Raw genomic sequence first — 21747 nt, 5'->3', positions numbered from 1 at the left:
CGTCGGGAGCGCGCGGCTCCGACGGCGCGCCACCCCTCCGCCGGCGCGCGCGCGCCCGGTCAATCGTCGTCGTCGCCGCCGTCCTCGCACTTCGGCTCGCGGCAGCGGCCTTGGATGATGTCGCGGCACAGCTCGTCGCGCTTCTTCTCGTCCAGGTCCTCGTCCAGCGCGGCGAAGATCAGCTGCATGCGGCACTCGAGCGTGCCCTCGGCGCGCAGCCGGCTGCACGCGTTGAACGCGTCCGGCGCCGGCCAGAGCGAGCACATGACCGTGCAGCTCTCGAGATCCGGCACCCGCAGCGGGCAGAGGGCCGCGTAGAGCGTGCAGAGCGTCTCGCACCGCCCGACGCACCCGTCGGCGCCGTTCGGGCCGAGCGGCCCGGCGTCCGTGCAGCCGGCGGGATCGCCCGTCTCCACCGCCCGGCACGCGGCATAGCCCGCGGGCGACGGCATCGCCTCGCACACGGTGCAGCACGCCTCGACCGACGGATACTGCGGCGAGAGCTCGCACCGATCCATCGAATTGACGCAGTGCGTCGAGCATTCGGCGATCTCGCAGGGGCCGATCTGCTGCTGCGGGGGCGGCGGCGAGGGCGGCGGCGGCGGCGTGGCCACCGGCGGGGGCCCGCTGTCCTGGCTCGCCTCGCCGGCGTCGCCGGCGTCGGTCTCCACGCTGCCGCCGTCGGTCGCGAGGGTGCCGCCCTCGCCGCCTTCGCCGGGCAGCGGGGCGATGACCTGGCAGCCGGCGAGCCACGCGGCGAGCGCGCAGGCGACCGCGGAGCGCGCCTTCACAACGTCCCCCGCACGCCGATGTAGCCCGGGCCGACCGCCCAGGTGACGTTCGAGGCCGGCTCTCGCGCGCTCTCCAGCCCGAGGGCGACGCCCCCGACGGCAGCGCCGGCGATGGCGAGGCCGAACCCCACGTTCGAGACCCAGCCCAGCGTGTTGGCGCTGCCTCGCGCGCCGTCGGAGCAGCGCGCGGTGCCCTGCCGGCACGCGTCCTCGAGGTCGCTGCGCGCGCCCAGGTAAGCCGCGCCCGCGCCGAGCCCCACCGCGAGCCCGGCGCCCGAGGCGATGAACCCGCCGATGGCCCACGCCGAGGCCTTGCCCGAGGGAGTCTCCGGGGCGAGGGCGACGTCCAGCGTCGTGACCTCCCGCTCCGGGACGTAGACCCGCAGCCGGGCGCCGACGTAGCCGTCGGCCTCGACCTCGACCCAGTGGTTGCCCGGGTCGATCGGCGACCCCTCCGCGGAGACCTTCACCTCTTGCCCGTCGACCTTGAGCCTGGCGCCGGCCGGGCTCGGCGCGAGCCTCACCTTCAGCCGGGGGATGCGCTGATCGAGCTCGCTGCGCAGGGCGTCGGCGCGGCGCCGCGCCTGCGTGAACGGCCAGGGCTCTCCGGGGGTCGCGCGCGACGAGGCGATCGTCGACGCGAGCTCGCGCGCCTCGCTGAGCCGCCCGATGGCGGTGAGCGTCTTCGCGACCTCGATGGAGGTCGTGGGCACGCAGACCAGGCGCTCGGCGCGCTGGTAGGCGCGGAGCGCCTCCGCGTAGCGCTTCTGGGCGAAGAGCTCGTCGCCCGTGTACACGAGCTCCCGGGCCTCGGTCCGCGCCTTGTCGCCGGCCTCGCCGCCGGCGGCGCCCGCGCCCTCGCCGGCGAGCGCGGGGGAGGCCGCGATCAGCAGGCCGGCGATCATCATCAGGGTCGTGGGCCGGGAGTGCATGGATTTCCCCGTCAGAACCCGAGATCGCGCCGCGCGCGGCTTCGCGTCGCGACCTTCTTGGCCGGCGGCTCGCCGGACGCCGCGCGCGCCTGCGCGGCGACCGGCGCCTTGCGCGCGGCCGGCGCCGCGGCCGGGGCCTCGGCCGCCGGCTGGACGTCGGGCTGCGGCGCGCTCGCCGCGGGGCGCGGCGCGCTGGCCGGGGCCTCGGGCTGCGGCGCGCTCGTCGCGCACTGGGCCGCGGGCTCGGCGGCGGGGGCGGCGTGCGCCGAAGTCCCGGCGCCAAGCATCGTGAGCGACGCGAGGTGCGCCGCCGACGCAGGTGCCGTCCGGGTGACGCCGGCCCACGCCAGGGTGCTCACCCCCATCACGGCGGCCGCCGCCACGGCCCAGGTGCGCGCCCGCGACCGCTGCCGCGGCGAGGTGGCGCCGAGCGTGCCGAACGGCATCAGCGTGGTCACGAGGGACGAGAAGCCTTCGCCCGAGGCGAGCGAGTCGCGCGGGGGCATGATCTCGGTCGGGGCGGGCCGCGCGTCGCGCGGGGCGGCGACGGCGGCGTCCAGCGCCTCGAGGACGGCGCGGGCGCTCTGGACGCGGCGCGCCGGGTCCGGCTCGAGCAGCGAGAGGACCCAGGCGTCGATCGCGGGCGGCAGGCCCGGGACGAGGCGGGACGGCGGCGGGGGCGGCCCGCGGTCGATCGCGACCGCCACCGCGGCGATGGTGGCCCCGCCGAACGGGGTCTGTCCGGTCAGGCAGAAGTAGGCCACGACGCCGAGCGCCCAGAGGTCGCTGTGCGGCCCGACCTTGGCGCCGCCCGCCATCTGCTCCGGCGACATGAAGTGCGGCGTCCCCATGATGGCGCCCGTGACCGTGAGCCGCTCGGCCTCCTCGGCGGTGTTCTTGGCGATGCCGAAGTCGAGCACCTTCACGAACGGCTCGCTCTCGCCCGCCACGAGGAAGATGTTCTCGGGCTTGACGTCGCGGTGGACGATGCCGGCCTCGTGCGCCTTGGCCAGCGCGGCGCACGTCTGGCGCAGGATCGTCGCCGTCTCGTCGAGCGAGAGCCGCCCGCGGCGCTCGACGAGGTCGTGGAGCGTCTCGCCTTCGAGGTGCTCCATGACGATGTAGGGGACTCCCTGATCGGTGAACCCCAGGTCGAACACCCGCACCACGTGCGGGCTCTGGATCCGGGCGGCGGCCTCCGCCTCGCGCCGGAGCCGGGTGACGGCGAGCGGGTGATCGGCGTAGATGTCGCGGAGGAATTTGACGGCGACCTGCGTCTTGAGCCCCACGTGCTCGGCGAGCCAGACGCTCCCCATCCCGCCCTGGCCGAGCGCGCGGAGGAGCCGCAGCTGCGCGCCCACCTGCATCCCCGGCAGAGGCGCGCGGTCCGAGCTCGACGGCGAGGTGTGGCACCTTGCCTCAGCTGGGGCGATCAGGCACGGCGACGGCTGTGTGGCCTCACCCATTCCTACCGTCTTGCTCATGCCGGAGGGGGCTTGCATGCGGCGAGCCAGCGTCTCGATTGAACGGTTACAAGGACATGGGCTGGAGTCGGCGTGGCGCATCGTGGCGCGAGGCCGCGCCGCACAGAGCCCTCGTGACAGTTCGCTACAGGCCAGGTTACCGAAGTGGGCGCGCCTCGCGGCGCTCCACGTCACTACGGCCGCGCGCATCGCGCCTTGCGGGCAGCGCCACATCGCCGGGAGCCGCCGCGCCGATCGGCCCGTCACGCCGCCTGGACTCGCGATGTCGCCCGCCGTGCGCTCCGGGCGACCGCGCGCCGTCGCGGCCGGCGCAGGTCGTCGGCGCGCCGCGCGGGCGGGGTCGCCCGAGGTGTGATGTCGAGAGCGACGCGATCGGGCGCATGTTCGAGCTCGGCGTTGCCGGATGGATGATGACGAGCAACGTATCTGTGCCGTTGCCGACACGAGGCCGCTCCGGGGCGCGCACCCCGGAGCCGGGGAGTGTCGCGACAACCGCGCTCGCGCGGCGCCGATCGAGCGGGCGAGCGACGGCCGGCAGAGCCTGCGCGATCTCGCGAGCGCGGCCGTCGATCAGGGCTTGTGTCGCGCGGACGAAGCAAGCAGTCTACGCGCAGCGATGCAGCCTCTCTTCCTCTGCTTCCTGGCGGGCGTCGGCCTCCTCGCCGCGGCGTGCGATGCCCCTCCCGCGGAGGCGCCCAAGCCGGTCCAACTCCCGCCCGTGCCCCCGGGCGAGCTCCGCAGCCCGGAGGCGTTCGCGTCGATCCGGGACGACGACGCGCGCGCGGCCTCGCTGTTTCTCGAGGCGAGCAAGGTGCTGCTCCATCCGCGCTGCGTGAACTGCCACCCGCACGACGGGGTCCCGCGCCAGGGCGACGCCGGCGAGCGCCACAGCCCGCCCGTCGAGCGCGGCCCGGCGGATCGCGGGCTCGCGGCGCTGGAGTGCACGTCGTGCCACCAGGTGCAGAACCTCGATTTCGCCCGCGTGCCCGGGGCGCCGGGCTGGCACCTCGCGCCGGCCGAGATGGCCTGGCTCGGCCGCTCGCCCGCGGCGATCTGCGCCCAGATCAAGGATCCGGCGCGCAACGGCAAGAAGACGCTCGCGCAGATCGCCGAGCACGCCGCGCACGACGAGCTCGTCGCGTGGGGGTGGGCGCCCGGGCACGGCCGCACGAAGGCGCCCGGCTCGCAGGCGGCCTTCGGCGCGCTCATCGATGCGTGGGTGAAGGCGGGCGCCGCGTGCCCGCCCGAGGAGTCCCGACCATGATCATCCTGAAGGTGAACGGCGCCGAGCAGAAGCTCGACGTGGATCCGGAGATGCCGCTGCTCTGGGTGCTGCGCGACGTGCTCGGCCTCACGGGGACCAAGTACGGCTGCGGCCAGGCGCTCTGCGGGGCGTGCGTGGTGCACATCGACGGCGAGACCGTGCGCGCATGCGTGACGCCGGTGAAGCGCGCCGCCGGCGGCTCGGTGACGACCATCGAGGGGCTCAGCCCGGCCGGCGATCACCCGCTGCAGCGCGCGTGGGTGGAGCTCGGCGTCCCGCAGTGCGGCTTCTGCCAGGCGGGGCAGATCATGAGCGCGGCCGCGCTCTTGCGGAAGAACCCGCGCCCCTCGAACGAGGACATCGACAAGTCGCTCGCCGGCAACATCTGCCGGTGCGGTACGTACACGCGCATCCGCGCCGCGGTCCGCAAGGCCGCCGGCCTGCCCACGGAGTGAAGATGGAACAGCAACGCGTCGTCCTCCTCCGCCGCTCCTTCCTCGCGGGGCTCGGGCTCGCGATGGGCGGGCTCGCGCTCGGGCTCGCCGAGGGCGACGCCGAGGCCGCGCCGCCGTCTTCCACGCTGCCGCAAGAGCCGGGGCTCCGCACCGGGGTGTTCCTCCACATCGGGACCGACGGCACGGTCTCGATCGTCTGCCACCGGTCGGAGATGGGGCAGGGGATCCGCAGCTCGCTGCCGGTCCTCGTCGCCGACGAGCTCGGCGCCGACATGGCGCGGGTGAAGATCGTGCAGGGCGACGGCGACAAGGCCTACGGCGATCAGAACACCGACGGCTCGCGCAGCGTGCGCAACGGCTACGAGCCGATGCGGCGCGTGGGCGCGACGGCGCGCGCCATGCTGGTCGCGGCCGCGGCGAAGAAGTGGCGCGTGCCTGCCGCCGAGTGCGTGGCCGAGCAGCACGCCGTCCACCACGCGAAGTCGAAGCGCTCTCTCGACTTCCGCGAGCTCGTGGCCGACGCGGCGAAGCTCCCGGTGCCCGACGCGAAGACCGTCGCGCTCCGCCCCGTCGCCGAGCTGAAGCGCGTCGGCGGCCCGCTCCCGCTGCTCGACGCGCCGGCCATCGTGACGGGCGCCGCGCAGTTCGGCGCAGACGTACGCCTGCCGGGCATGCTCACCGCGGTCATCGCGCGCCCGCCGGTCGTGGGGGGCAAGGTGGCGCGGTACGACGGGGCGCGGGCGCTGGCGGTCCCGGGCGTGAAGAAGCTCGTGGAGCTGCCGGGTCCGACGGGCGGCGCGGTCGGGTTCCAGCCGCTCGGCGGGGTCGCGGTCGTGGCGGACACGACGTGGGCCGCGATGCGCGGCCGCGCGGCGCTGCAAATCGAGTGGGATCACGGCGCGAACGCGGCGTACGATTCGGGGAGCTATCGCCAGGCGCTCTCGGCCGCGGTGCGGGCGCCGGGCAAGGTGGTGCGCAAGGTCGGCGACGTGGACGGGGCGTTCGCGAAGGCGGCGCGCACGATCGAGGCCGAGTACTACGTGCCGCACCTGGCGCACGCGGCCATGGAGCCGCCGTCGGCGGTGGCGCGGGTCGACGCGAACGGCTGCGAGGTGTGGGCGCCGACGCAGAACCCGCAGGCGGCGCGGACCGAGGTGGCGCGGGCGCTCGGCGTCGGCGAGGACAAGGTCGCGGTGCACGTGACGTTCCTCGGCGGCGGCTTCGGCCGGAAGTCGAAGCCGGACTACTGCGCCGAGGCGGCGCTGCTCGCGCGCGCCATGGGCGCGCCGGTGCGGGTGCAGTGGACCCGCGAGGACGACGTGCAGAGCGGGTATTTCCACAGCGTGAGCGCGCAGTACCTCAAGGCGGGGCTCGACGCGGACGGCAAGGTGAGCGCCTGGCTGCACCGGACGGCGTTTCCGCCGATCCCGTCGACCTTCGACGGGAAGGTGAAGACCCCGAGCGAGAACGAGCTCGGCCTCGGCGTGCTCGACCTCGCGCTCGCGTCTCCGAACGTCCGCGCCGAGGCGTGCGACGCGCCGGCGCACGTCCGGATCGGGTGGCTCCGGTCGGTCTGCAACATCTTCCACGCCTTCGCGGTGCAGAGCTTCATCGACGAGATCGCCCACGCGCGGCAGGCCGATCCGCGCGACGTGCTGCTCGAGGTGCTCGGCCCGGCCCGGCAGGCGTCGCCGGCCGAGCTGGGGGTGCAGAAGGTCCCGAACTACGGGGCGCCGATCGAGCAGCACCCGGTCGACGTGGGCCGGCTGCGGCACGTCATCGAGCGCGTGACGGAGATCTCGGGGTGGGCCGCCGCTCGCAAGGCGGGCCGCGCGGTGGGCCTCGCCGCGCACCGGAGCTTCCTCACCTACGTGGCGGTGGTCGCCGCGGTGTCGAAGGACGCGCTCGGCAAGGTGCAGGTCGACGAGGTGTGGCTCGTCGCCGACCCCGGCACGGTCGTCAACCTGGATCGCGTGCGCTCGCAGATGGAGGGCGCGGTCGTCTTCGGGATGAGCATCGCGCTCCACGGCGCCATCACGGTGAAGGGCGGGGCGGTCGAGCAGACGAACTTCCGCGACTACCCGGTGGTGCGGAGCACGGAGGTGCCGAAGCGCATCCACGTGGAGATCGTGAGGAGCGACGCGCCGCCCGGCGGCGTCGGTGAGCCCGGGGTGCCGCCGGTGGCGCCCGCGATCGCGAACGCGGTGTTCGCCTTGACGAAGACGCGCGCGCGGGAGCTCCCGCTGCGGCGCCTGGGGCTGTGACGGGGGCGGCCGCGGCGGAGCCCTTCTCCTGAAGCGGCCCTATCCCGCGGCAGCGCAGCGCGCCGCGGCTACGGCGTCCCCGTCTTGCCCTGCTGATAGATGTCCGGGATGTTGATCTCCATGAACCTGTCCGGCTTCTCGAGCGGCGCGAAGCCGAACTGCCGGTAGAGCCCGTGCGCATCCGCGGTGGCGAGCAGCGTCCGCCGCAGCCGGAGCTGGCCCAGGGCCTCGCTGACGTGGGCCATCAGCGCCTTGCCGTACCCCTTTCGCTGCTCCGCCTCGACGATGAACACGTCGGCCAGGTACGCGAACGTCGCGTGATCGGTGATCACCCGGGCGAAGCCGATCTGCGCGCCGCCCTTGTAAGCGCCGAAGCAGAGCGAGCCCTCGATCGCCCTCTCGACCACCTCCCTGGGGATGCCCTTGCTCCAGTACGCGGAGGCGAGGACGGCGTGGATCAGCGCGCGATCGAGGCGCGATTTGTCCGACGAGATGACGAGCTCTTCGCTTGCCGGGTGGTCCACTCCGTCGATCCTCCGTTGCGCGTGCAGTCTGCGGGTCCGGTCCCTCGCGACGTCGTCAGCAATCCCTGAAGCCGCCGCCTCGCGGCAGGCAATCCGAAGCGCCGGCCGACGTCAAGGACGAGCGGCCGGGCGCGCCGCGCTGCGCGCGCCCATGGACGATGCCGCCGCCCGCGTGCGACGTTGCCCGCGAACACGGGGGAAGAAGCATGCTCACGCTCCTCGGGGTCGCGGTCGTGGTCGTCGGCTTTGTCGTCCGGATCCATCCGCTGCTGGTCGTCGCCGCGGCCGCCGTCGTGACCAGCCTCTCGGCCGGGATGAGCCTCGTCCAGGGGATCTCCGCCCTGGGCAAGGCCTTCAACGACAACCGCTATGTCAGCCTCGTCTGGCTGGTCTTGCCGGTCATCGGCCTCCTGGAGCGCTCCGGGCTCCAGGAGCGGGCGCGCGCGCTGGTCTCGCGGGTGAAGACCGTCACGACCGGCCGCCTCCTGCTCGCGTATTTCATGATACGGCAGCTCAGCGCGGCCCTCGGCCTGACCTCGCTGGGCGGCCACGCGCAGATGGTCCGGCCGCTGATCGCGCCCATGGCCGAGGCCGCCGCCGAGAACCGGCACGGGCCGCTGCCGGACGCGGCGCGCTTCCGGATCCGCGCCGCGGCGGCGGCGGCCGACAACGTGGCGCTGTTCTTCGGGGAGGACATCTTCCTCGCCATCGCGTCGATCCTGCTCATCAAGGGGTTCCTCGAGCAGAACGGGATCCTCGTCGAGCCGCTCCAGCTGTCGGTCTGGGCCATCCCCACGGCGATCCTGGCGCTCCTGGTCCACGGGACGCGGCTCCTCCTGCTCGACCGGCGGCTCCGGCGCGAGCTCGCCCGCACGGACGGCGGGGAGGCGCGCGAGTGATCACCCTCGACGTCGGCTACGTCGCGGCGGGCCTGTTCTTCGCGGCGGCGTCCGCCCTGAGCGCGGTCGACCGCGAGAACCCGAAGCGCTGGAAGAACGCCCTCTTCTGGGGCCTCCTCGCGGCGAGCTTCCTCTTCGGCGCGCGCCTCGGGGATCTCGCGAACGGCGTCCTCGCGATCGCGCTCGTCCTCCTGGCCGGCGTCGGGGGCCTGGGCCAGGGCCGCCCCGCCACGACGACGCCCGCGGAGCGGCGCGCGAGCGCCGAGCGGCGCGGGGATCGCCTCTTCGTCCCGGCGCTGATCATCCCGGCGACCGCCCTCCTGGGCGCGCTCGTCCTCCGGCGGGTCGAGATCCACGGATCTCCCTTGCTCCACGCTGGCCAGGCCACGCTGATCTCGCTGGCGCTCGGCGTGGTGCTGGCGCTCGCGGTCTCGGTGGCGTGGCTGCGCCCGCCGCTGCTCGCCCCGCTGCAGGAGGGCCGGCGCCTCCTCGACACCGTGGGCTGGGCGGCGATCTTGCCCCAGATGCTGGCCGCGCTCGGGGTCGTGTTCGCGGCCGCGGGCGTCGGCGACGTGGTCGGGGGGCTGGCCGGGAGCGCGCTCCCGCTCGGCGGCCGCCTCGCCGCGGTGGCGGCCTATACCGTGGGCATGGCGGTGTTCACGGTGATCATGGGGAACGCGTTCGCGGCCTTTCCGGTCATGACCGCGGCCGTGGGATTGCCCCTGATCGTGCGCCGGCTCGGCGGCGACCCGGCGGTGATGAGCGCCATCGGCATGCTGTCCGGCTTCTGCGGCACGCTGATGACCCCGATGGCCGCCAACTTCAACATCGTGCCCGCGGCCCTGCTCGAGCTGCCCGACCGCGACGGCGTGATCAAGGCCCAGCTCCCCACCGCGCTGCTCCTCTTGGTCGGGAACACGCTCCTCATGTACCTGCTCGCCTTCCGGCGCTGAGGTTCCATCCATGGCACACGTGCTCACACCGGACATCGCCTCGCGTCTCGCCGCCATCGCGCTCGGGCACGTGACGCGGGAGTATCCGAACAAGCTCGATCACGTCATGTCCGGCCCCGAGGACGTGAAGGGCCCGCGCGATCTGCACCCCATCTTCTACGGCAGCTTCGACTGGCACTCGTGCGTGCACGGCCACTGGCTCCTCGCGCGGGTGTACCGCCTCTTCCCCGGCGCGCCCGGCGCGGCGGCGATCCGCGCGCTCCTGGAGGCGCAGCTCACGGCCGACAAGGTCGCCGCCGAGCTCGACTATCTCCGGCGGCCGGAGAGCCGCGGCTTCGAGCGGCCGTACGGGTGGGCGTGGCTGCTCCTGCTCGCCGCCGAGCTCGCGCGCTACGGCACCGACGAGGGCCGCCGGTGGTCGGCCGCGCTGGCCCCGCTCGGCGACGCGTTCGCCGAGCGGCTCCTCGAGTACCTGCCCCGGGCCACGTACCCGGTCCGCGCCGGCGCGCACACGAACAGCGCCTTCGCCCTCGCGCTCGCGCTGGAGTACGCCGCCGTGAAGGGCGATGAGCGGCTCGCGGGGCGCTGCGCCGGGTCCGCGCGGGCGTGGTACGGCCGCGACGCGGACTGCCAGGCGTGGGAGCCCTCGCAGGACGATTTCCTCTCGCCCGCCCTCATCGAGGCCGAGTGCATGCGCCGGGTCCTGCCCGGACCGGAGTTCCGCGGCTGGTTCGCGCGGTTCCTGCCGCGCGCGGCGGAGGGCGAGCCCGCGACCCTGTTCGCGCCGGCGACGGTCAGCGACCGCAGCGACGGCAAGATCGCCCACCTCGACGGGCTGAACCTGAGCCGCGCCTTCTGCTGGCGCTCGCTCGCCGCGGCCCTGCCCGAAGGGGATCCGGTCCGCGCCCGCGCGCTCGACGCGGCCGAGCGGCACCTCGACGCCAGCCTGCCGCACGTGGCCGGCGATTACATGGGCGAGCACTGGCTCGCGAGCTTCGCCCTCCTCGCGCTGGGCGCCGGGGCGGAGTGACGCGCTACAACGGTGCGCTGCGCGGCGCCTGCTTGGCGCCGCAGCGTCTAGGACGTCGAGATCGTGGAGCGGGAGACGGGATTTGAACCCGCGACGTCAACCTTGGCAAGGTTGCACTCTACCACTGAGTTACTCCCGCAAACGTCGGGCACAGAAACGGAGGGAGCTGGAGAGCACCCTCATCGGGGCCGCTCGGAGAAGATCCCGAGCTGCGCCGAGCCACCGCCGGAGGGCTGTCTCCGTCGAGGCGGCGGAGGAGTATCAACCGGCGCCGCCGTAGTCAAGCGCTGAAGTGCGTGCTCCTGGAGCGATCGTGCGTGTCGGACGGCACGAGCTCGCCCGGCCGCCCCGCGCCCCCGGGGAGCCCCCTGCCCGTGAGGCGCGGCGCGCGGGGGCAGCGCCTCGCGTTCCGCGGTCCCGCGGTCGCTGCTCACGGCGCGCCGCCTCCCGCTCACGGCGCTCGAGCGGCTCGGCACGGTGCTCGTCGACGACGTCGCGGTGCCGCTGCCGCTCCTGCCGGAGATGCTCCGGCGCATCGAGGCGATCTCTGACGAGACGCACGAGGCGCAGACCACCGTCGGGACGGTGGCGCGCGCGGGCGACGGCGACCTCCACCCGATCGTGGTCTTCGATCGCCACGACCTCTGCTCATCGTCTTGGCGCATCTTCTCTCGTTGACGTCTCGGTGATTCCTCCTCTTCTCGTCCGAGCGTCTTCTCAGTTGGCGCTCTCGGCGTCTTGGCGGCTCATGCCCTCTCGTCCGAACGCCGCTCCAGAGCTACATGTGAGACCTGTGTTCGTGACGATTGATGATGATCGTCGCCGGAGCCCTACACGGTGAATCGAGCCTCCGCTGAGCTGAGGAATCTTACGGCTCGGACATACGTGTAACACAACTTAACAGTGCATAACCTAAATTAACTAGGTGTGCATGGCGGTGAAAATAGCTGGATTCTGTGTGTCCATGGCGACGTTGTCATAGGCTGATTCCGCTGCTCGCGCTCGCTTACCGGTACATTGCGATGGCAGCAAATCGACATGAGGCTGTCTTGACGGCTGTCATGTCGTCGCATACCTTCGGTCGAGTTCGCGGCTACAACATCTCTCCAAAAGGAGGCTCCCGTGAAGTACTGCTGGTGACCCGCACGGCGAGGGGGCCAGGCCGAGAAGCGGCCTGGCCCCTCTTGCTTTTCATGAGAGCGAAAGACGCGAGAGGATCCGATGCCCCGCAGCCCGAGCGACTATGATCCGCTGTCTCCCGAAGCCGTCGCAGACCCATACCCGATCTACGCGCGCCTGCGCTCGTCGTGCCCGGTGCTGTGGCACGAGCGGCTCGACTCCTGGGTCCTGACTCGTTACAAGGACTGTATCGCCGTGCTGCGCGATCCGGCCAGGTTCGCCAGCGACGCGCGACGCGCCGGTCAGGTGGCGCCTCCCGGCGCGGAGCACCCCAGCTTGCAGGGGCTCGATCCTCCCGAGCACACGCCGGTCCGCGACCTGTTTGCCGGCGCGCTGCGCGATCAGGCGATGTCCGGGCTCGGCGAGCTCGTCGCCGAGGAGGCGGCCGCGGCGTTCGCGCGCCTCGCCGACGCGCCCTCGTTCGACTTCACCGCGGATGTCGCGCGCCCGCTCGCGCTCTCCGCGATGTCCCGGCTGCTCGGCATCGAGCCGCCCGCGATCGCGTCGATCGTGGCGCTGTCCGACGCGGTCGAGCGCGCCATGGACGCCGCGCTCGTCCCCGAGGCGATCGGGCCGGCGGTGGCGGCCCGGGGGCAGATGAACGATCTCATGAGATCGTGGGCCGGCGGCGGGCTCAGGCCCGGATTGCTCGCGCAGGTCCTGGACGAGCGGCACAGCGCCGGTGTCCCGGAGGCCGCGGTGTGGAGCACGGTGCGGGTGATGTTCCTCGCCGGCTTCAGCACCACCGTGTCGGCGGCCGCCAACATGGTGCTGGCCATGTTCCGGCACCCCGACGCGCTCGAGCGCCTGCGCGACCTCCGCCTGCTCGAGACCGGCGTCGACGAGCTCATGCGCTATGACGGGCCCATCCAGGGCACGAGCCGCATCTGCTTGGAGGCGACCACGATCGACGAGACCCGGATCGAGCGTGGCCAGGTCGTGCTCCTCCTGTTCGGCGCGGCCAACCGCGATCCCGAGCAGTTCGCCGCGCCCGACGACCTCGTGCTGGATCGCCGGCCGAATCGACACCTGGCCTTCGGCCGGGGACCCCACGCATGTACCGGGACCCAGCTGGCGCGGATCGTCCTGCAGGCGCTGCTCGGCAGCATGCTCCAGCTGCCCGCGCCGCTGCGCCTCGCGGGTCCCGTGCACCGGCAGCGCCGCGCCACGGTTCGATATCCCGATCGTCTACCCCTCACCTTGCAGGCCTCATGATCACGACCGCCGCACCCATGACCACGCCGGCGCACGACGAGCGCCCGAGCGAGCTCGATCCCTGGCCGCTCTCGCCCATCCTGGCCGTGCTGCCCGCGACCGCGCGCCTCTCCCTCGGCTTCGACGTCGAGCGGATGCTCGCCGACGTGAGCGCGCTGCGCGCGAAGGAGTGGTCCAAGCCGACCATCCTCACCGGAGAAGGGGTCAGCCGCGGCGCCGACGTCGACTGGCGCAAGCTGCCGCTGCGCAGCATCGGGGGCGACCCCGATCGGACGGATCCAGGCGGCCCCTCGCTGGAGGAGTTCGCCGACACGCGATGGCTGCGCGAGGCGCCCTACCTGGCCGAGCTCTTGGCCAGCATTCCGGCGCCGCTGCGCTGCGTGCGGCTGCAGTCGCTGGGCCCGGGCGCGGCGAGCCCGGTGCACAACGACACGAAGCACAGCCTGCCGTGGGGAATCGTCCGGCTGCACGTCCCGATCGTCACGACGCCCGGCGCGATCCTCACCATCCAGGAGGAGACCCACCGCTGGCCGCCGGGTGAGCTCTGGTACGCCGATTTCACCCGTCCGCACGTGGTGCGCAACAGCGACCCGGTGACGCGGATTCACCTCGTGATCGACTGCCAGCCCACGCGCGAGCTCTTGGCGCTCTTCCCCCCGGCGTTCCAGACCTCCGCCGCTCTGGCGAACACGCTCTTCGCGGCGCCCGTCGTGCCGCTCTCTCCCGCCGAGCGCGACGCGTGCCGGTGCAGCTTCCAGATGCCCAGCTCGTTCCCGTCGTTCGAGGAGCCGGACGGCGCCTTCCTCACGGCGCCGCGCGCGCGGCGGGCCACGATCGACGTCCGCGGCGATCGGCTCGTGCTGCTGCTCGACGGCGAGCCTGCGTTCTCGCTCGTGCACGTCGGAGGCGGCGAGTTCCGCTTCGCCGGCTGGACGATGGAGCGGACCGTGCAGATCACCGTGGACGCGCGCCGCGCGCCGACCGTGACGCTGCGCTCGCGCGTGGGGGACCAGACCCGGGCGCTCGAGCTGCCCGCGGAGCGCGTGAGGCCGTCGTGACGCGGGCCGTCGTGACGCGGGCCGTCGTGACGCGGGCCGGGGCGCCGGCGGGGCCGAGCCTGTTCCGCCACCGGAACTTCATGCTGCTCTTCGGCGCCGATACGATCAGCCAGGTAGGCACGCAGATCACGCTGGTCGCGCTGCCGCTCGTGGCGATCCTGGCGCTCGACGCCGGGCCCTTCCAGGTCGGCCTCCTGTTCGCCGCCCAGACCTCGGCCTTCGCGCTGATCGGGTTGCCGGCGGGGGTGTGGGTGGACCGGATGCGCCGGCGCTCGATCCTGATTCGCACCGATCTGATCCGCGCCGCGCTGCTCGGCTCGATCCCTGTCGCCTGGTGGCTCGGCAAGCTCAGCTTGCTGCAGCTCTACGTCGTGGCGCTCGGGGTGAGCGTCGCCCGGGTGTTCTTCGATGTGGCCTACCAGAGCTACGTCCCCACGCTGGTCGACCGGGATCGGCTCGTGGACGGCAATGGCAAGCTGGAGATCGTCAATTCCGGCGCCCAGGTCGCGGGGCCGAGCGTCGGAGGCTGGCTGGTCAACCTGCTCTCGGCGCCCGTCGCGATCGTCGCCGACGCGGTGAGCTTCGTGTGCTCGGCGCTGCTGCTCGGCCGCATCGACGCCGCCGAGCCGGCGCCGCCGCGCGACCGCCCCCGCGGCCTGCTGGGTGAGATCCGCGAGGGCGTGCGCTTCGTGATCGGCCACCCGATCCTGCGCATGATCGCGCTGCGCTCCGCGCTCGCCAACCTGGCCTTCTCGGCCGCGCTGGCGGTGCAGGCGTTGTTCCTGCTCCGGGAGCTCGGGCTCTCGCCCGAGGTCTACGGGACGCTCCTCGCCGCGGGCGCGGTCGGCGGGCTCGTCGGCGGGGCCGTGGTCGGGCCGATGACCCGGCGCATCGGCTCGGCGCGGATCATCTGGCTCGGCCCGCTCCTGTTTCAGCCGTTCGTGCTGCTCGTCCCGTTCACGCAACCTGGGATGAGGCTCGCCTTCTTCGTGGCCGGCACGTTCGTGGAGGCGATTGGCATCGTCGTCTACAACGTCTCGCAGATCAGCTTTCGCCAGGCGATCACGCCGGAGCGCCTGCTCGGCCGGATGAACGCGACCATGCGTTTTCTGGTCTGGGGCACCATGCCTCTCGGCTCGCTCCTCGGCGGCGCGCTCGGCGAGCGGTACGGCGTCCGCGCGGCGCTGTGGATGGGCATCGCCGGCCTGCTGCTCTCGCTCCTGCCGCTGCTCTTGTCCCCGCTGGTCCGCATGCGCGACCTGCCCGACGCGGGCATGGAGCCCGCCTGATGCGCGCTCGATCGAACTCTCCACGGAGCCACGCCATGGTCGATGTCCACGACGAGAACCTCCCGGCTTTCCCCATGCCGCGGCGCTGCCCGTACGCGCCGCCGCCAGAATACGAGTCCATGCGCCGGCAGGCGCCGCTCGTGCGCGTGTCGTTCCGCGACGGTCCGCCGATCTGGCTCGTGACGCGGCACGCGGAGGCGCAGCGCGTGCTCACCGATCGCCGCATCAGCACCGATCCGACGCGGCCGGGGCACCCGTTCGCGGCGATGGTGGGCACGCCGCAGGAGCAGGCGGGCCAGTTCATCGACATGGATCCGCCGGAGCACGACGTCTATCGGCGGATGCTCGCGGGCGAGTTCAGCGCGCGGCGCATCCGCGAGCTGGGCTCGTTCATCGAGCGGGTGGTGAACGAGCGGATCGACGACATGTCGAAGGGCCGCGAGGCGGATCTCGTGGAGTCGTTCTCCTTCCCGGTCGCGACCCTGGTCATCTGCCAGCTGCTCGGCGTGCCTTATGAGGATCGCGCGTACTTCCAGTCGCGCACGACCCGGATGATCGCCGGTTTCTTCAGCACGGAGGAGGCTACCTGTGCGCGCAAGGAGCTCTGGGACTACCTCGATGGGCTGGTGACGGCGGCCGAGTCCAGCCCGGGCGACGACCTGATCGGCCGCCTGGCCCTGGAGCGGCGCGCGGCCGGCGAGCTGTCGCACGACGCGCTGGTCGGCATGGTGTTCCTCCTGCTCGTGGCCGGGCATGAGACCACCGCGAACATGCTCTCGCTCGGGGTGTTCACGCTCCTGCAGAACCCCGGGCTCCTCGCCGAGCTGCGCGCCCGGCCCGAGCTGTGGCCCGACGCCGTCGAAGAGCTCTTGCGGTACCATTCCATCGTCGACTGGGTAGCGTTCGATCGGGTCGCGCTCGAGGACATCGAGATCGGCGGCCAGCGCGTGCGCGCCGGCGAGGGGCTCTTCGTGCTCGGCGCGTCGGCCAACCGCGACGAGCGGGCGTTCGCGGATCCCGACGCGCTCGACATCCATCGCGGCGCGCGCCACCACCTCGCGTTCGGTTACGGCATTCACCGCTGCCTCGGGCAGAACCTGGCGCGCGCGGAGCTCGAGATCGGCTACCGCACGTTGTTCGAGCGGCTGCCGGCGCTCCGCGTCGTCGGCGGCGTCGAGGAGCTGCCGTTCAAGTACGACCGCCGCACCTTTGGACTGTACCGGCTGCCCGTCGCGTGGTGACCGGCCGGATCCCATCGTCGAGAAGCATCGAATTTCTAGGAGGAACAACATCATGGAACAGTGCGTCGAACTGCTGGTGTCCCTCGGGGCAGGAAACGTCAAGCATCCGGGGGGCACGCTGCTGGCGCACCTCCTCCGGGTCGAGACGATGCTGCGGAAATGGGGGGCGAGCGACGAGGTCCGCGAGGCGGGGATCCTTCATGCGCTCTTCGCGCCGGACGGCTCGCCCGATCCTTACTACACGATGCTCTCGCTCACCGAGCGCCCGCGCGTGGCCGCGATGATCGGCGCGTACGCGGAGGAGCTCGTCTACTTCTATGGCGCGTGCGATCGCGAGTACACCTATCCTCGGCTCATGGAGCCGTCCGACCAGTGGCGCGATCGCTTCACGAACGAGATCAAGACGCCGAGCGAGGAGCGGCTCCGCAATCTCATGGAGATCACCGCCGCCAACGAGGTCGACATCGCCAGCCACAATCCCTCGTTTCGCGCCAGGTACGGCGCCGACCTGCTCGAGCTGTTCACCCGCACGCGGCCGCTGCTCAGCGACGGCGCCTGGGCGCACTGCCAGGCCGTCCTGGGCGAGCCGGCGAGCGCGCATCAGCACGCGTGACCCCGGGGGCAGCGGTCAGGGCGTCGCGGGGCCGGACGCGGCGCGGAGGCTCCCCCGCAGCTCGCGCGGCGCGCGACCGAACCATCGCTGGCAAGCGTGGCTGAACGCGGTCGTGTCCGCGAAGCCGAGCTCTAGCGCGATCTCGGTCACGCTGATCGTCTCCCTGCGGAGCAGGCTGCCGGCGCGCTCGCGGCGCACGTCGTCGACGAGGCGCCGGAAGCTGGTCCCCTCGGCGTCCAGGTGCCTGCGCAAGGTCCGCTCCGTCGTGCCGAGGGCGCGGGCCACGCGCGGGAGCGACGGGACGCCGCCGTCGGCGCTCGACAGCGCGCGGACGATCGCGTGTCGGACGGCGTCCTCGCGCGATCGCGGGGCGAGCTCCCGCGAGAGCGCCTCCGCGGACCTGCACAGGTACTCCCAGAGCGTCCGGTTGGCCGATGGCGGCACCGCGTCGAGGAGCTCGCGGCGGAAGGAGAGCCCGTCGTGGGGGGCGTCGAAGGTCACGGGGCAGTCGAAGAACGCGCCGTGTCCGGCCCGGCGAGGCGGCGCGGCATGCCGGAAGGTCACCTCGACGGGCGTCAGATCCGCGCCGGCGATCCGCCGCAGGCAACCGAGGCCCTGGGCGACGGCCGTCTCGTTGGAGAGGCGGTGTCCCAGGGTGAGAGGCCGCGCGCGGTACCACCGGACGTGGACGCGCCTCGCGGTCTCGGTCACCTCCCAGCGGCCCGAGTCGGTGAGCAGCGGGCCGTAGCGAGCGACGGTGTCGACCGCGTCGCGCACCGACGGCGCGGTCATCATCGCGAAGCCGAGCACGTGCAGGTCCTCGATGGCGGCCGCCTGCGCTACCCGGATGGGCAAGGAAGGATCGTCGAGCGTCCGACCCAGGTAGGTCCACAGGTCGATGACGCCGTCGAGCTCGATGCGTCGTGCGGGGTCCTCGGCGAGCGACGGCGGCAGGCGCGCCGCGCGGCGCATGGCGTCGAGCCGGACGCCGTCCCGCAGCGCGTGGTCGACGATACGCTGGACCACCCGCGCCACGACGGTCGGTTGGGGTCGTACCATGCGCTCCGCGCCAGCATGCTGCATGCCAGCGACCGGAGCTCCTCGCGGGCGGCGATCCGCGCGACGAGAGCCATCGTGGGCGCGTCAGGCATGGCGCACGGGTCAGGGGAGCGCGCTTTTCCTGCGGGCTCAGGGGCTCGTGAAGCCGAGGATCCCGTGCCCGGCCAGGACGTGGACGGTGTTCCGGGGCTGCGGCTCGGGGTTCGTGGCGCTCGCCACGCCCTCGCGCATGAACGCGGTCCGGATGCGCGTGATGGAGGACGCCTGGTGCGCCTCCTGGAGCAGCTTCATCGCTCCGGCGGGTACCGTGATGGATCCGTCGCCTCCCAGGGTGACGCACTGGATCTCCACCTGCTTGCCTCTGGGCGGCGGCATCGCGAACGGCGAGGCTCCCTCGACGTCGCCGTCGGTGCTGGTGATGCGCACGAGCGTGCCTTGCGCGGCCCCGCAGCTCCCGCCCTCCCCGGCGCAGCCCAGGGTCATCGGCGCGCCGTCGAGCGGCACCGCGCCGAGGGTGGATTGCGACGCGCCGTCGAGCTGGAACTCGCCCCCTGCCGCGATGGGCCCCAGATCGGCGAGCTCGAAGGCCATCGCGCCGCCGGGCTCGATCCCCACGACGACCTCATCGCCGCTCGCGATGGGATCGATCGGGTTGTTCGGGACGGGCCCTGCGCCGGCGAGCACGACATGGTCGGCCACGAACGCTTCCTCGGCTGCACGCGGATTGGCCACGATCGCGGTCTCGCTCGACTCGACGGCCACGATGGGGAACGCCCCGTTGTTTGCGGCCGTCGCTGCGCCGTTCACGCGCAGGTAGCGGCCCACGTCGTCCGCGGAGAGCGCCGCGCCGCGGAGCACGTAGGCCGCGGTGCCCGTCGTCCCGGGGGTCACGCTCGCCTCGCCCGTTCCGCTGTGCGCCGGGCAGACGTAGCCATTGCCCTGGAAGCGGCAATGGAGTGCGCCGCCCGCAAGCCCGGAGATCGTGACGGCGCCCTGATCGGTGAGCGGCGGCGGCGGGTCGTCCTGCACGTCGTACATCCATGCCTTGCACCCGGTGAGCTGACCGGGCATTTCCTCGTAGCTTGGGGCGTTTGCTGCGGTGAACAAGATCTGCACGGTGAGGCCGTGACCGGCCTGCGGGGCGCTGAGGATGGAGACATCCTGGATGGAGATGATGCCCGCGTGCGTCGGGGCGAGGCTGCCGCCGGCGCCGCCGTCGCCTCCCGAGCCTCCGCTGCCGCCCGAGGCGCCGGTGCCCTCCGAGCCTCCGCTGCCGCCCGAGCCCGCGCTGGCCGGCGTGCCGCCGCTTTCCTGGTGGCTGTCGTCGTTCGGGTTCGCGCAGCACCCCGCGGCGGCGATGGCCGCGGCGATGGCCACGGCGATCCGGCGGTTCGTCGGGTTGTGCGAGATTCGCATTCGATGGATCATGAACAACCTCCAAGCCTCGTGATGAAGCGCGTCGCCGCGCTCCGTGGTGGACGCGTCGAAGGATGTAGGCGTGCCGCCGCGGATCGGCTTGGTCGCGCCGGCCATGGAGTTGGTCGAAGCGGCCACCCCGCGTCCGGGCGGGGCGCCGCGGCGAGCGCGGCGTGAAGCGGCGGCAGCCAGCGCCGCGTCGGCGCCGACGCTCATCCCTCGGATCGCGGAGAGCCAGCCGTGCGAGCGGCGGTGTCAGGCGCGGGGGCTCAGGGAGACGGCGGGCTCCACACGAAGGGCCTGGTGGTGGAGACGGCGCGCAACCCCATCCGTTCCAGGATCGGACGGCTGTCCGGCGAGGCGTCGACTTGCAGGTAGCGCAGCCCGCGCTCTCGGGCCTGCGCGGCGCGCCGCGCGACGAGGCTGCGATAGATCCCGCGCCCGCGCCACGCCTGCAGCGTGCTGCCGCCCCACAGGCTTGCGAACTCGGTGCCTCGATGGAAGCGCGCCCAGGCGGCGCAGACGATCCGACCCTCTGCCTCGGCGACGTGGATGGATATCGCCCCTGGATCGGCTTGTCGCTCCTCCCCCAGCTCGGCGACGAGCCAGCCCCAGTCCCCGCCCCAGACGGCGGCTTGCAGCGCGGCGATCCCGTCGAGCGGCTCGCCGTCGTCGAGACAGCGCACGGTGATCCCCGGGGGCGGCGTCGCGCCGGCGGTCGCCCCGGCGACCTCGTCGACGTCCCCGATGAGCAGCGCCTCTTCGTCCCCCGCCTCGAGCCCGGCGGCGCGCAGCCGCGCTTCGAGATCCGCGGGCCGGTCGTGGCCGAAGGTCTTCCACTCGAAGCGGCGCGCCAGCCCGGCGAAATACGACACCTGCTCGGCGATGGCGCCGTCCGCCGTGTCCTCGTCCAGGTCGCTCCATGGCACGCCGCAGCCCCATGGCAGCTCCGGAGGCGACACCCACCTCACCACGCGGCCGTCGCGCTCGACGCGCCATGCCGGGCTGGGCGGCGGGAGATCCCGGCGCATCTGGGCGTCGAAGCGCGCGAGGAGATCGGTGGTGCTCACGGAGGCCATGGTGGGCAGTCCGACGGCAGCAGGTCGTACGCGATGAACCATCAACATCGATCCTGCCACCTCGGAAGCCGAGGCGGCCAGCCCCCCTGCCTCGACCGCAGGCGTGCCTCGGGCACGACCGGACGGCTGGACCAAGACCTTCCTTGTTGACGCCCGCCCCGCGCTCGGTCATTGACAAACGTCAATGACGAATGTCAATATGCAGATCGATCTGCTGGGAACGGACGATCTGCGCTGGAGCGGAGTCGGGTTCTCCGATAGATCTCCCGCGAAGGCGGCATCGGTTCATGACTCCTCGTCCGGTGAAGGCTGGCTCCACGGTTCGGGATCGCCAGCGCGAGGACACCCGGCAGCGCATCTACGAGGCGGCCATGGCCGTCTTCCGGCGCGACGGCTTCGCGACCGCGCGCATCGAGGACATCGCCCGGTCGGCGGGCGTCAGCCACGGTTCGTTTTACTTTCATTTCCCGACCAAGGACGACGTGCTCTTCCAGCATCATCGGGAGCTCGATCAGCGCGTCGTCGCCGCGCTCTCGGCGCTCCCCGAGGACGCGCCGTTGCGTGTGTTGCTGGACACGCTGTGCGCCGCCTTCAGCCTGGAGTGGGAGCGCGACAGCTCGCTCGTCCCGGATCTCGCCGCGGCGATGATCCGCAGGGGCATGGTGCGAACGCCCCCCGCCGAGATGAGCCCGGTCGGGCGCCTGCTCACGGAGCGGTTCCGCCTGGCGGCCGATCGTGGCGAGCTCGGCCGCGCGCTCCCGATGGAGTGGCTCTGCAGCATCCTGCTCGGTCAGCTGTTCACGACGACGATCGCGTGGCTCGCCGAGCCGGCGTTGCCGCTCAGCACGGCGCTCCAGCGGACCGCTGCGCTCTTTCTGACCGGCGCCTCGGCAAGCCGGTAGGCCGCCCGCGCGTCGCGACGGGATGGGCCGCTCCTCTGCTGAGCAGGAGGCGGCGCGCGCTGGCAGCGGTGTTGTGCCGCGCTGCGGGCCCCTGGCCGCG

At 72.8% G+C, this 21747-nt stretch carries 19 protein-coding genes, 1 tRNA gene and 1 pseudogene; 13 read left to right on the top strand and 8 right to left on the bottom strand.

The window, feature by feature from the left end:
- Positions 1-59: 59 nt before the first annotated feature.
- Genes WMF33_RS36765 through WMF33_RS36755 form a run of 3 tightly spaced genes read right to left on the bottom strand, consistent with a single transcriptional unit; the run spans position 60 to position 3090 of the window.
- Positions 60-791 (bottom strand): hypothetical protein, encoded by a 732-nt coding sequence (locus WMF33_RS36765; protein WP_437332975.1) that lies wholly within the window; start codon positions 789-791, stop codon positions 60-62.
- Positions 788-1723: a PEGA domain-containing protein gene (locus WMF33_RS36760; RefSeq protein ID WP_437332974.1), complete on the bottom strand. Its 936-nt coding sequence runs from the start codon at positions 1721-1723 to the stop codon at positions 788-790. The genes WMF33_RS36765 and WMF33_RS36760 overlap by 4 nt, the downstream gene beginning before the upstream one ends.
- Positions 1724-1734: 11 nt before the next feature.
- On the bottom strand, positions 1735-3090 hold the full coding sequence (locus tag WMF33_RS36755) for a serine/threonine-protein kinase (RefSeq protein WP_437332973.1): 1356 nt from the start codon (positions 3088-3090) through the stop codon (positions 1735-1737).
- 733 nt (positions 3091-3823) lie between these two features.
- On the opposite strand from WMF33_RS36755, the gene WMF33_RS36750 reads away from it, so the two are divergent.
- The 3 genes from WMF33_RS36750 to WMF33_RS36740 are packed head-to-tail and all read left to right on the top strand — an operon-like array spanning position 3824 to position 7190.
- Positions 3824-4471: an Isoquinoline 1-oxidoreductase subunit gene (locus WMF33_RS36750; protein WP_437332972.1), complete on the top strand. Its 648-nt coding sequence runs from the start codon at positions 3824-3826 to the stop codon at positions 4469-4471.
- On the top strand, positions 4468-4926 hold the full coding sequence (locus WMF33_RS36745; protein ID WP_020739441.1) for a (2Fe-2S)-binding protein: 459 nt from the start codon (positions 4468-4470) through the stop codon (positions 4924-4926). The genes WMF33_RS36750 and WMF33_RS36745 overlap by 4 nt, the downstream gene beginning before the upstream one ends.
- A 2-nt stretch (positions 4927-4928) precedes the next feature.
- Positions 4929-7190 carry a molybdopterin cofactor-binding domain-containing protein gene (locus WMF33_RS36740; protein ID WP_437332971.1) on the top strand — a complete coding sequence of 754 codons (2262 nt, stop codon included), beginning with the start codon at positions 4929-4931 and terminating at the stop codon, positions 7188-7190.
- Between the two features lie 68 nt (positions 7191-7258).
- On the opposite strand, the gene WMF33_RS36735 is transcribed toward WMF33_RS36740, so the two are convergent.
- Positions 7259-7714, bottom strand: a complete 456-nt coding sequence (locus tag WMF33_RS36735) for a GNAT family N-acetyltransferase (protein ID WP_437332970.1) — start codon at positions 7712-7714, stop codon at positions 7259-7261.
- 206 nt (positions 7715-7920) lie between these two features.
- Here WMF33_RS36735 and WMF33_RS36730 point away from each other — a divergent pair, with 206 nt between their 5' ends.
- From WMF33_RS36730 to WMF33_RS36720, 3 genes are read left to right on the top strand one after another with little or no spacing between them, the layout of a single operon-like run.
- Entirely contained in the window at positions 7921-8613 is a 693-nt protein-coding gene (locus WMF33_RS36730) for a DUF969 domain-containing protein (RefSeq protein ID WP_437332969.1), read from the top strand.
- Entirely contained in the window at positions 8610-9566 is a 957-nt protein-coding gene (locus WMF33_RS36725) for a DUF979 domain-containing protein (RefSeq protein WP_437332968.1), read from the top strand. Before WMF33_RS36730 ends, WMF33_RS36725 begins: the two co-directional genes overlap by 4 nt.
- A gap of 10 nt (positions 9567-9576) precedes the next feature.
- A complete protein-coding gene (locus WMF33_RS36720; protein ID WP_437332967.1) occupies positions 9577-10596 on the top strand; it encodes a DUF2891 domain-containing protein in 1020 nt (339 codons plus the stop codon).
- Positions 10597-10660: 64 nt separating this feature from the next.
- Here WMF33_RS36720 and WMF33_RS36715 read toward each other — a convergent pair.
- Positions 10661-10735: transfer RNA gene (locus WMF33_RS36715), tRNA-Gly, on the bottom strand.
- A 269-nt stretch (positions 10736-11004) separates the two neighbouring features.
- Between WMF33_RS36715 and WMF33_RS36710 the strand changes: the two are divergent.
- The 6 genes and pseudogenes from WMF33_RS36710 to WMF33_RS36685 all read left to right on the top strand — a co-directional run.
- A pseudogene (locus tag WMF33_RS36710) lies at positions 11005-11274 on the top strand (FAD-linked oxidase C-terminal domain-containing protein); the annotation flags it as partial.
- Between the two features lie 543 nt (positions 11275-11817).
- Positions 11818-12990, top strand: a complete 1173-nt coding sequence (locus WMF33_RS36705) for a cytochrome P450 (protein WP_437332966.1) — start codon at positions 11818-11820, stop codon at positions 12988-12990.
- On the top strand, positions 12987-14048 hold the full coding sequence (locus tag WMF33_RS36700; RefSeq protein ID WP_437332965.1) for an aspartyl/asparaginyl beta-hydroxylase domain-containing protein: 1062 nt from the start codon (positions 12987-12989) through the stop codon (positions 14046-14048). The genes WMF33_RS36705 and WMF33_RS36700 overlap by 4 nt, the downstream gene beginning before the upstream one ends.
- Positions 14045-15337, top strand: a complete 1293-nt coding sequence (locus WMF33_RS36695; RefSeq protein WP_437332964.1) for an MFS transporter — start codon at positions 14045-14047, stop codon at positions 15335-15337. Before WMF33_RS36700 ends, WMF33_RS36695 begins: the two co-directional genes overlap by 4 nt.
- Positions 15338-15372: 35 nt before the next feature.
- Entirely contained in the window at positions 15373-16578 is a 1206-nt protein-coding gene (locus WMF33_RS36690; RefSeq protein ID WP_437332963.1) for a cytochrome P450, read from the top strand.
- Between the two features lie 52 nt (positions 16579-16630).
- Entirely contained in the window at positions 16631-17191 is a 561-nt protein-coding gene (locus tag WMF33_RS36685; RefSeq protein WP_437332962.1) for a DUF6817 domain-containing protein, read from the top strand.
- Positions 17192-17206: 15 nt separating this feature from the next.
- Here WMF33_RS36685 and WMF33_RS36680 read toward each other — a convergent pair whose 3' ends face one another.
- The 3 genes from WMF33_RS36680 to WMF33_RS36670 all read right to left on the bottom strand — a co-directional run bounded on the left by WMF33_RS36680 (position 17207) and on the right by WMF33_RS36670 (position 20745).
- On the bottom strand, positions 17207-18250 hold the full coding sequence (locus WMF33_RS36680; RefSeq protein ID WP_437332961.1) for an AraC family transcriptional regulator: 1044 nt from the start codon (positions 18248-18250) through the stop codon (positions 17207-17209).
- A 129-nt stretch (positions 18251-18379) separates the two neighbouring features.
- Positions 18380-19666, bottom strand: a complete 1287-nt coding sequence (locus tag WMF33_RS36675) for a hypothetical protein (RefSeq protein ID WP_437332960.1) — start codon at positions 19664-19666, stop codon at positions 18380-18382.
- 269 nt (positions 19667-19935) lie between these two features.
- Positions 19936-20745 (bottom strand): GNAT family N-acetyltransferase, encoded by an 810-nt coding sequence (locus WMF33_RS36670; RefSeq protein WP_437332959.1) that lies wholly within the window; start codon positions 20743-20745, stop codon positions 19936-19938.
- A 287-nt stretch (positions 20746-21032) separates the two neighbouring features.
- Between WMF33_RS36670 and WMF33_RS36665 the strand changes: the two genes are divergently transcribed.
- Entirely contained in the window at positions 21033-21647 is a 615-nt protein-coding gene (locus WMF33_RS36665; protein WP_437332958.1) for a TetR/AcrR family transcriptional regulator, read from the top strand.
- Positions 21648-21747 lie beyond the last annotated feature (100 nt).

Origin of the sequence: Sorangium sp. So ce394, assembly GCF_051474665.1 — a bacterium.
Taxonomy (GTDB): Bacteria; Myxococcota_A; Polyangia; order Polyangiales; family Polyangiaceae; genus Sorangium; species Sorangium cellulosum_D.
The sequence above is the reverse complement of the archived record's forward strand: the minus strand, read 5'-3'. Positions and strand labels throughout refer to the sequence as shown.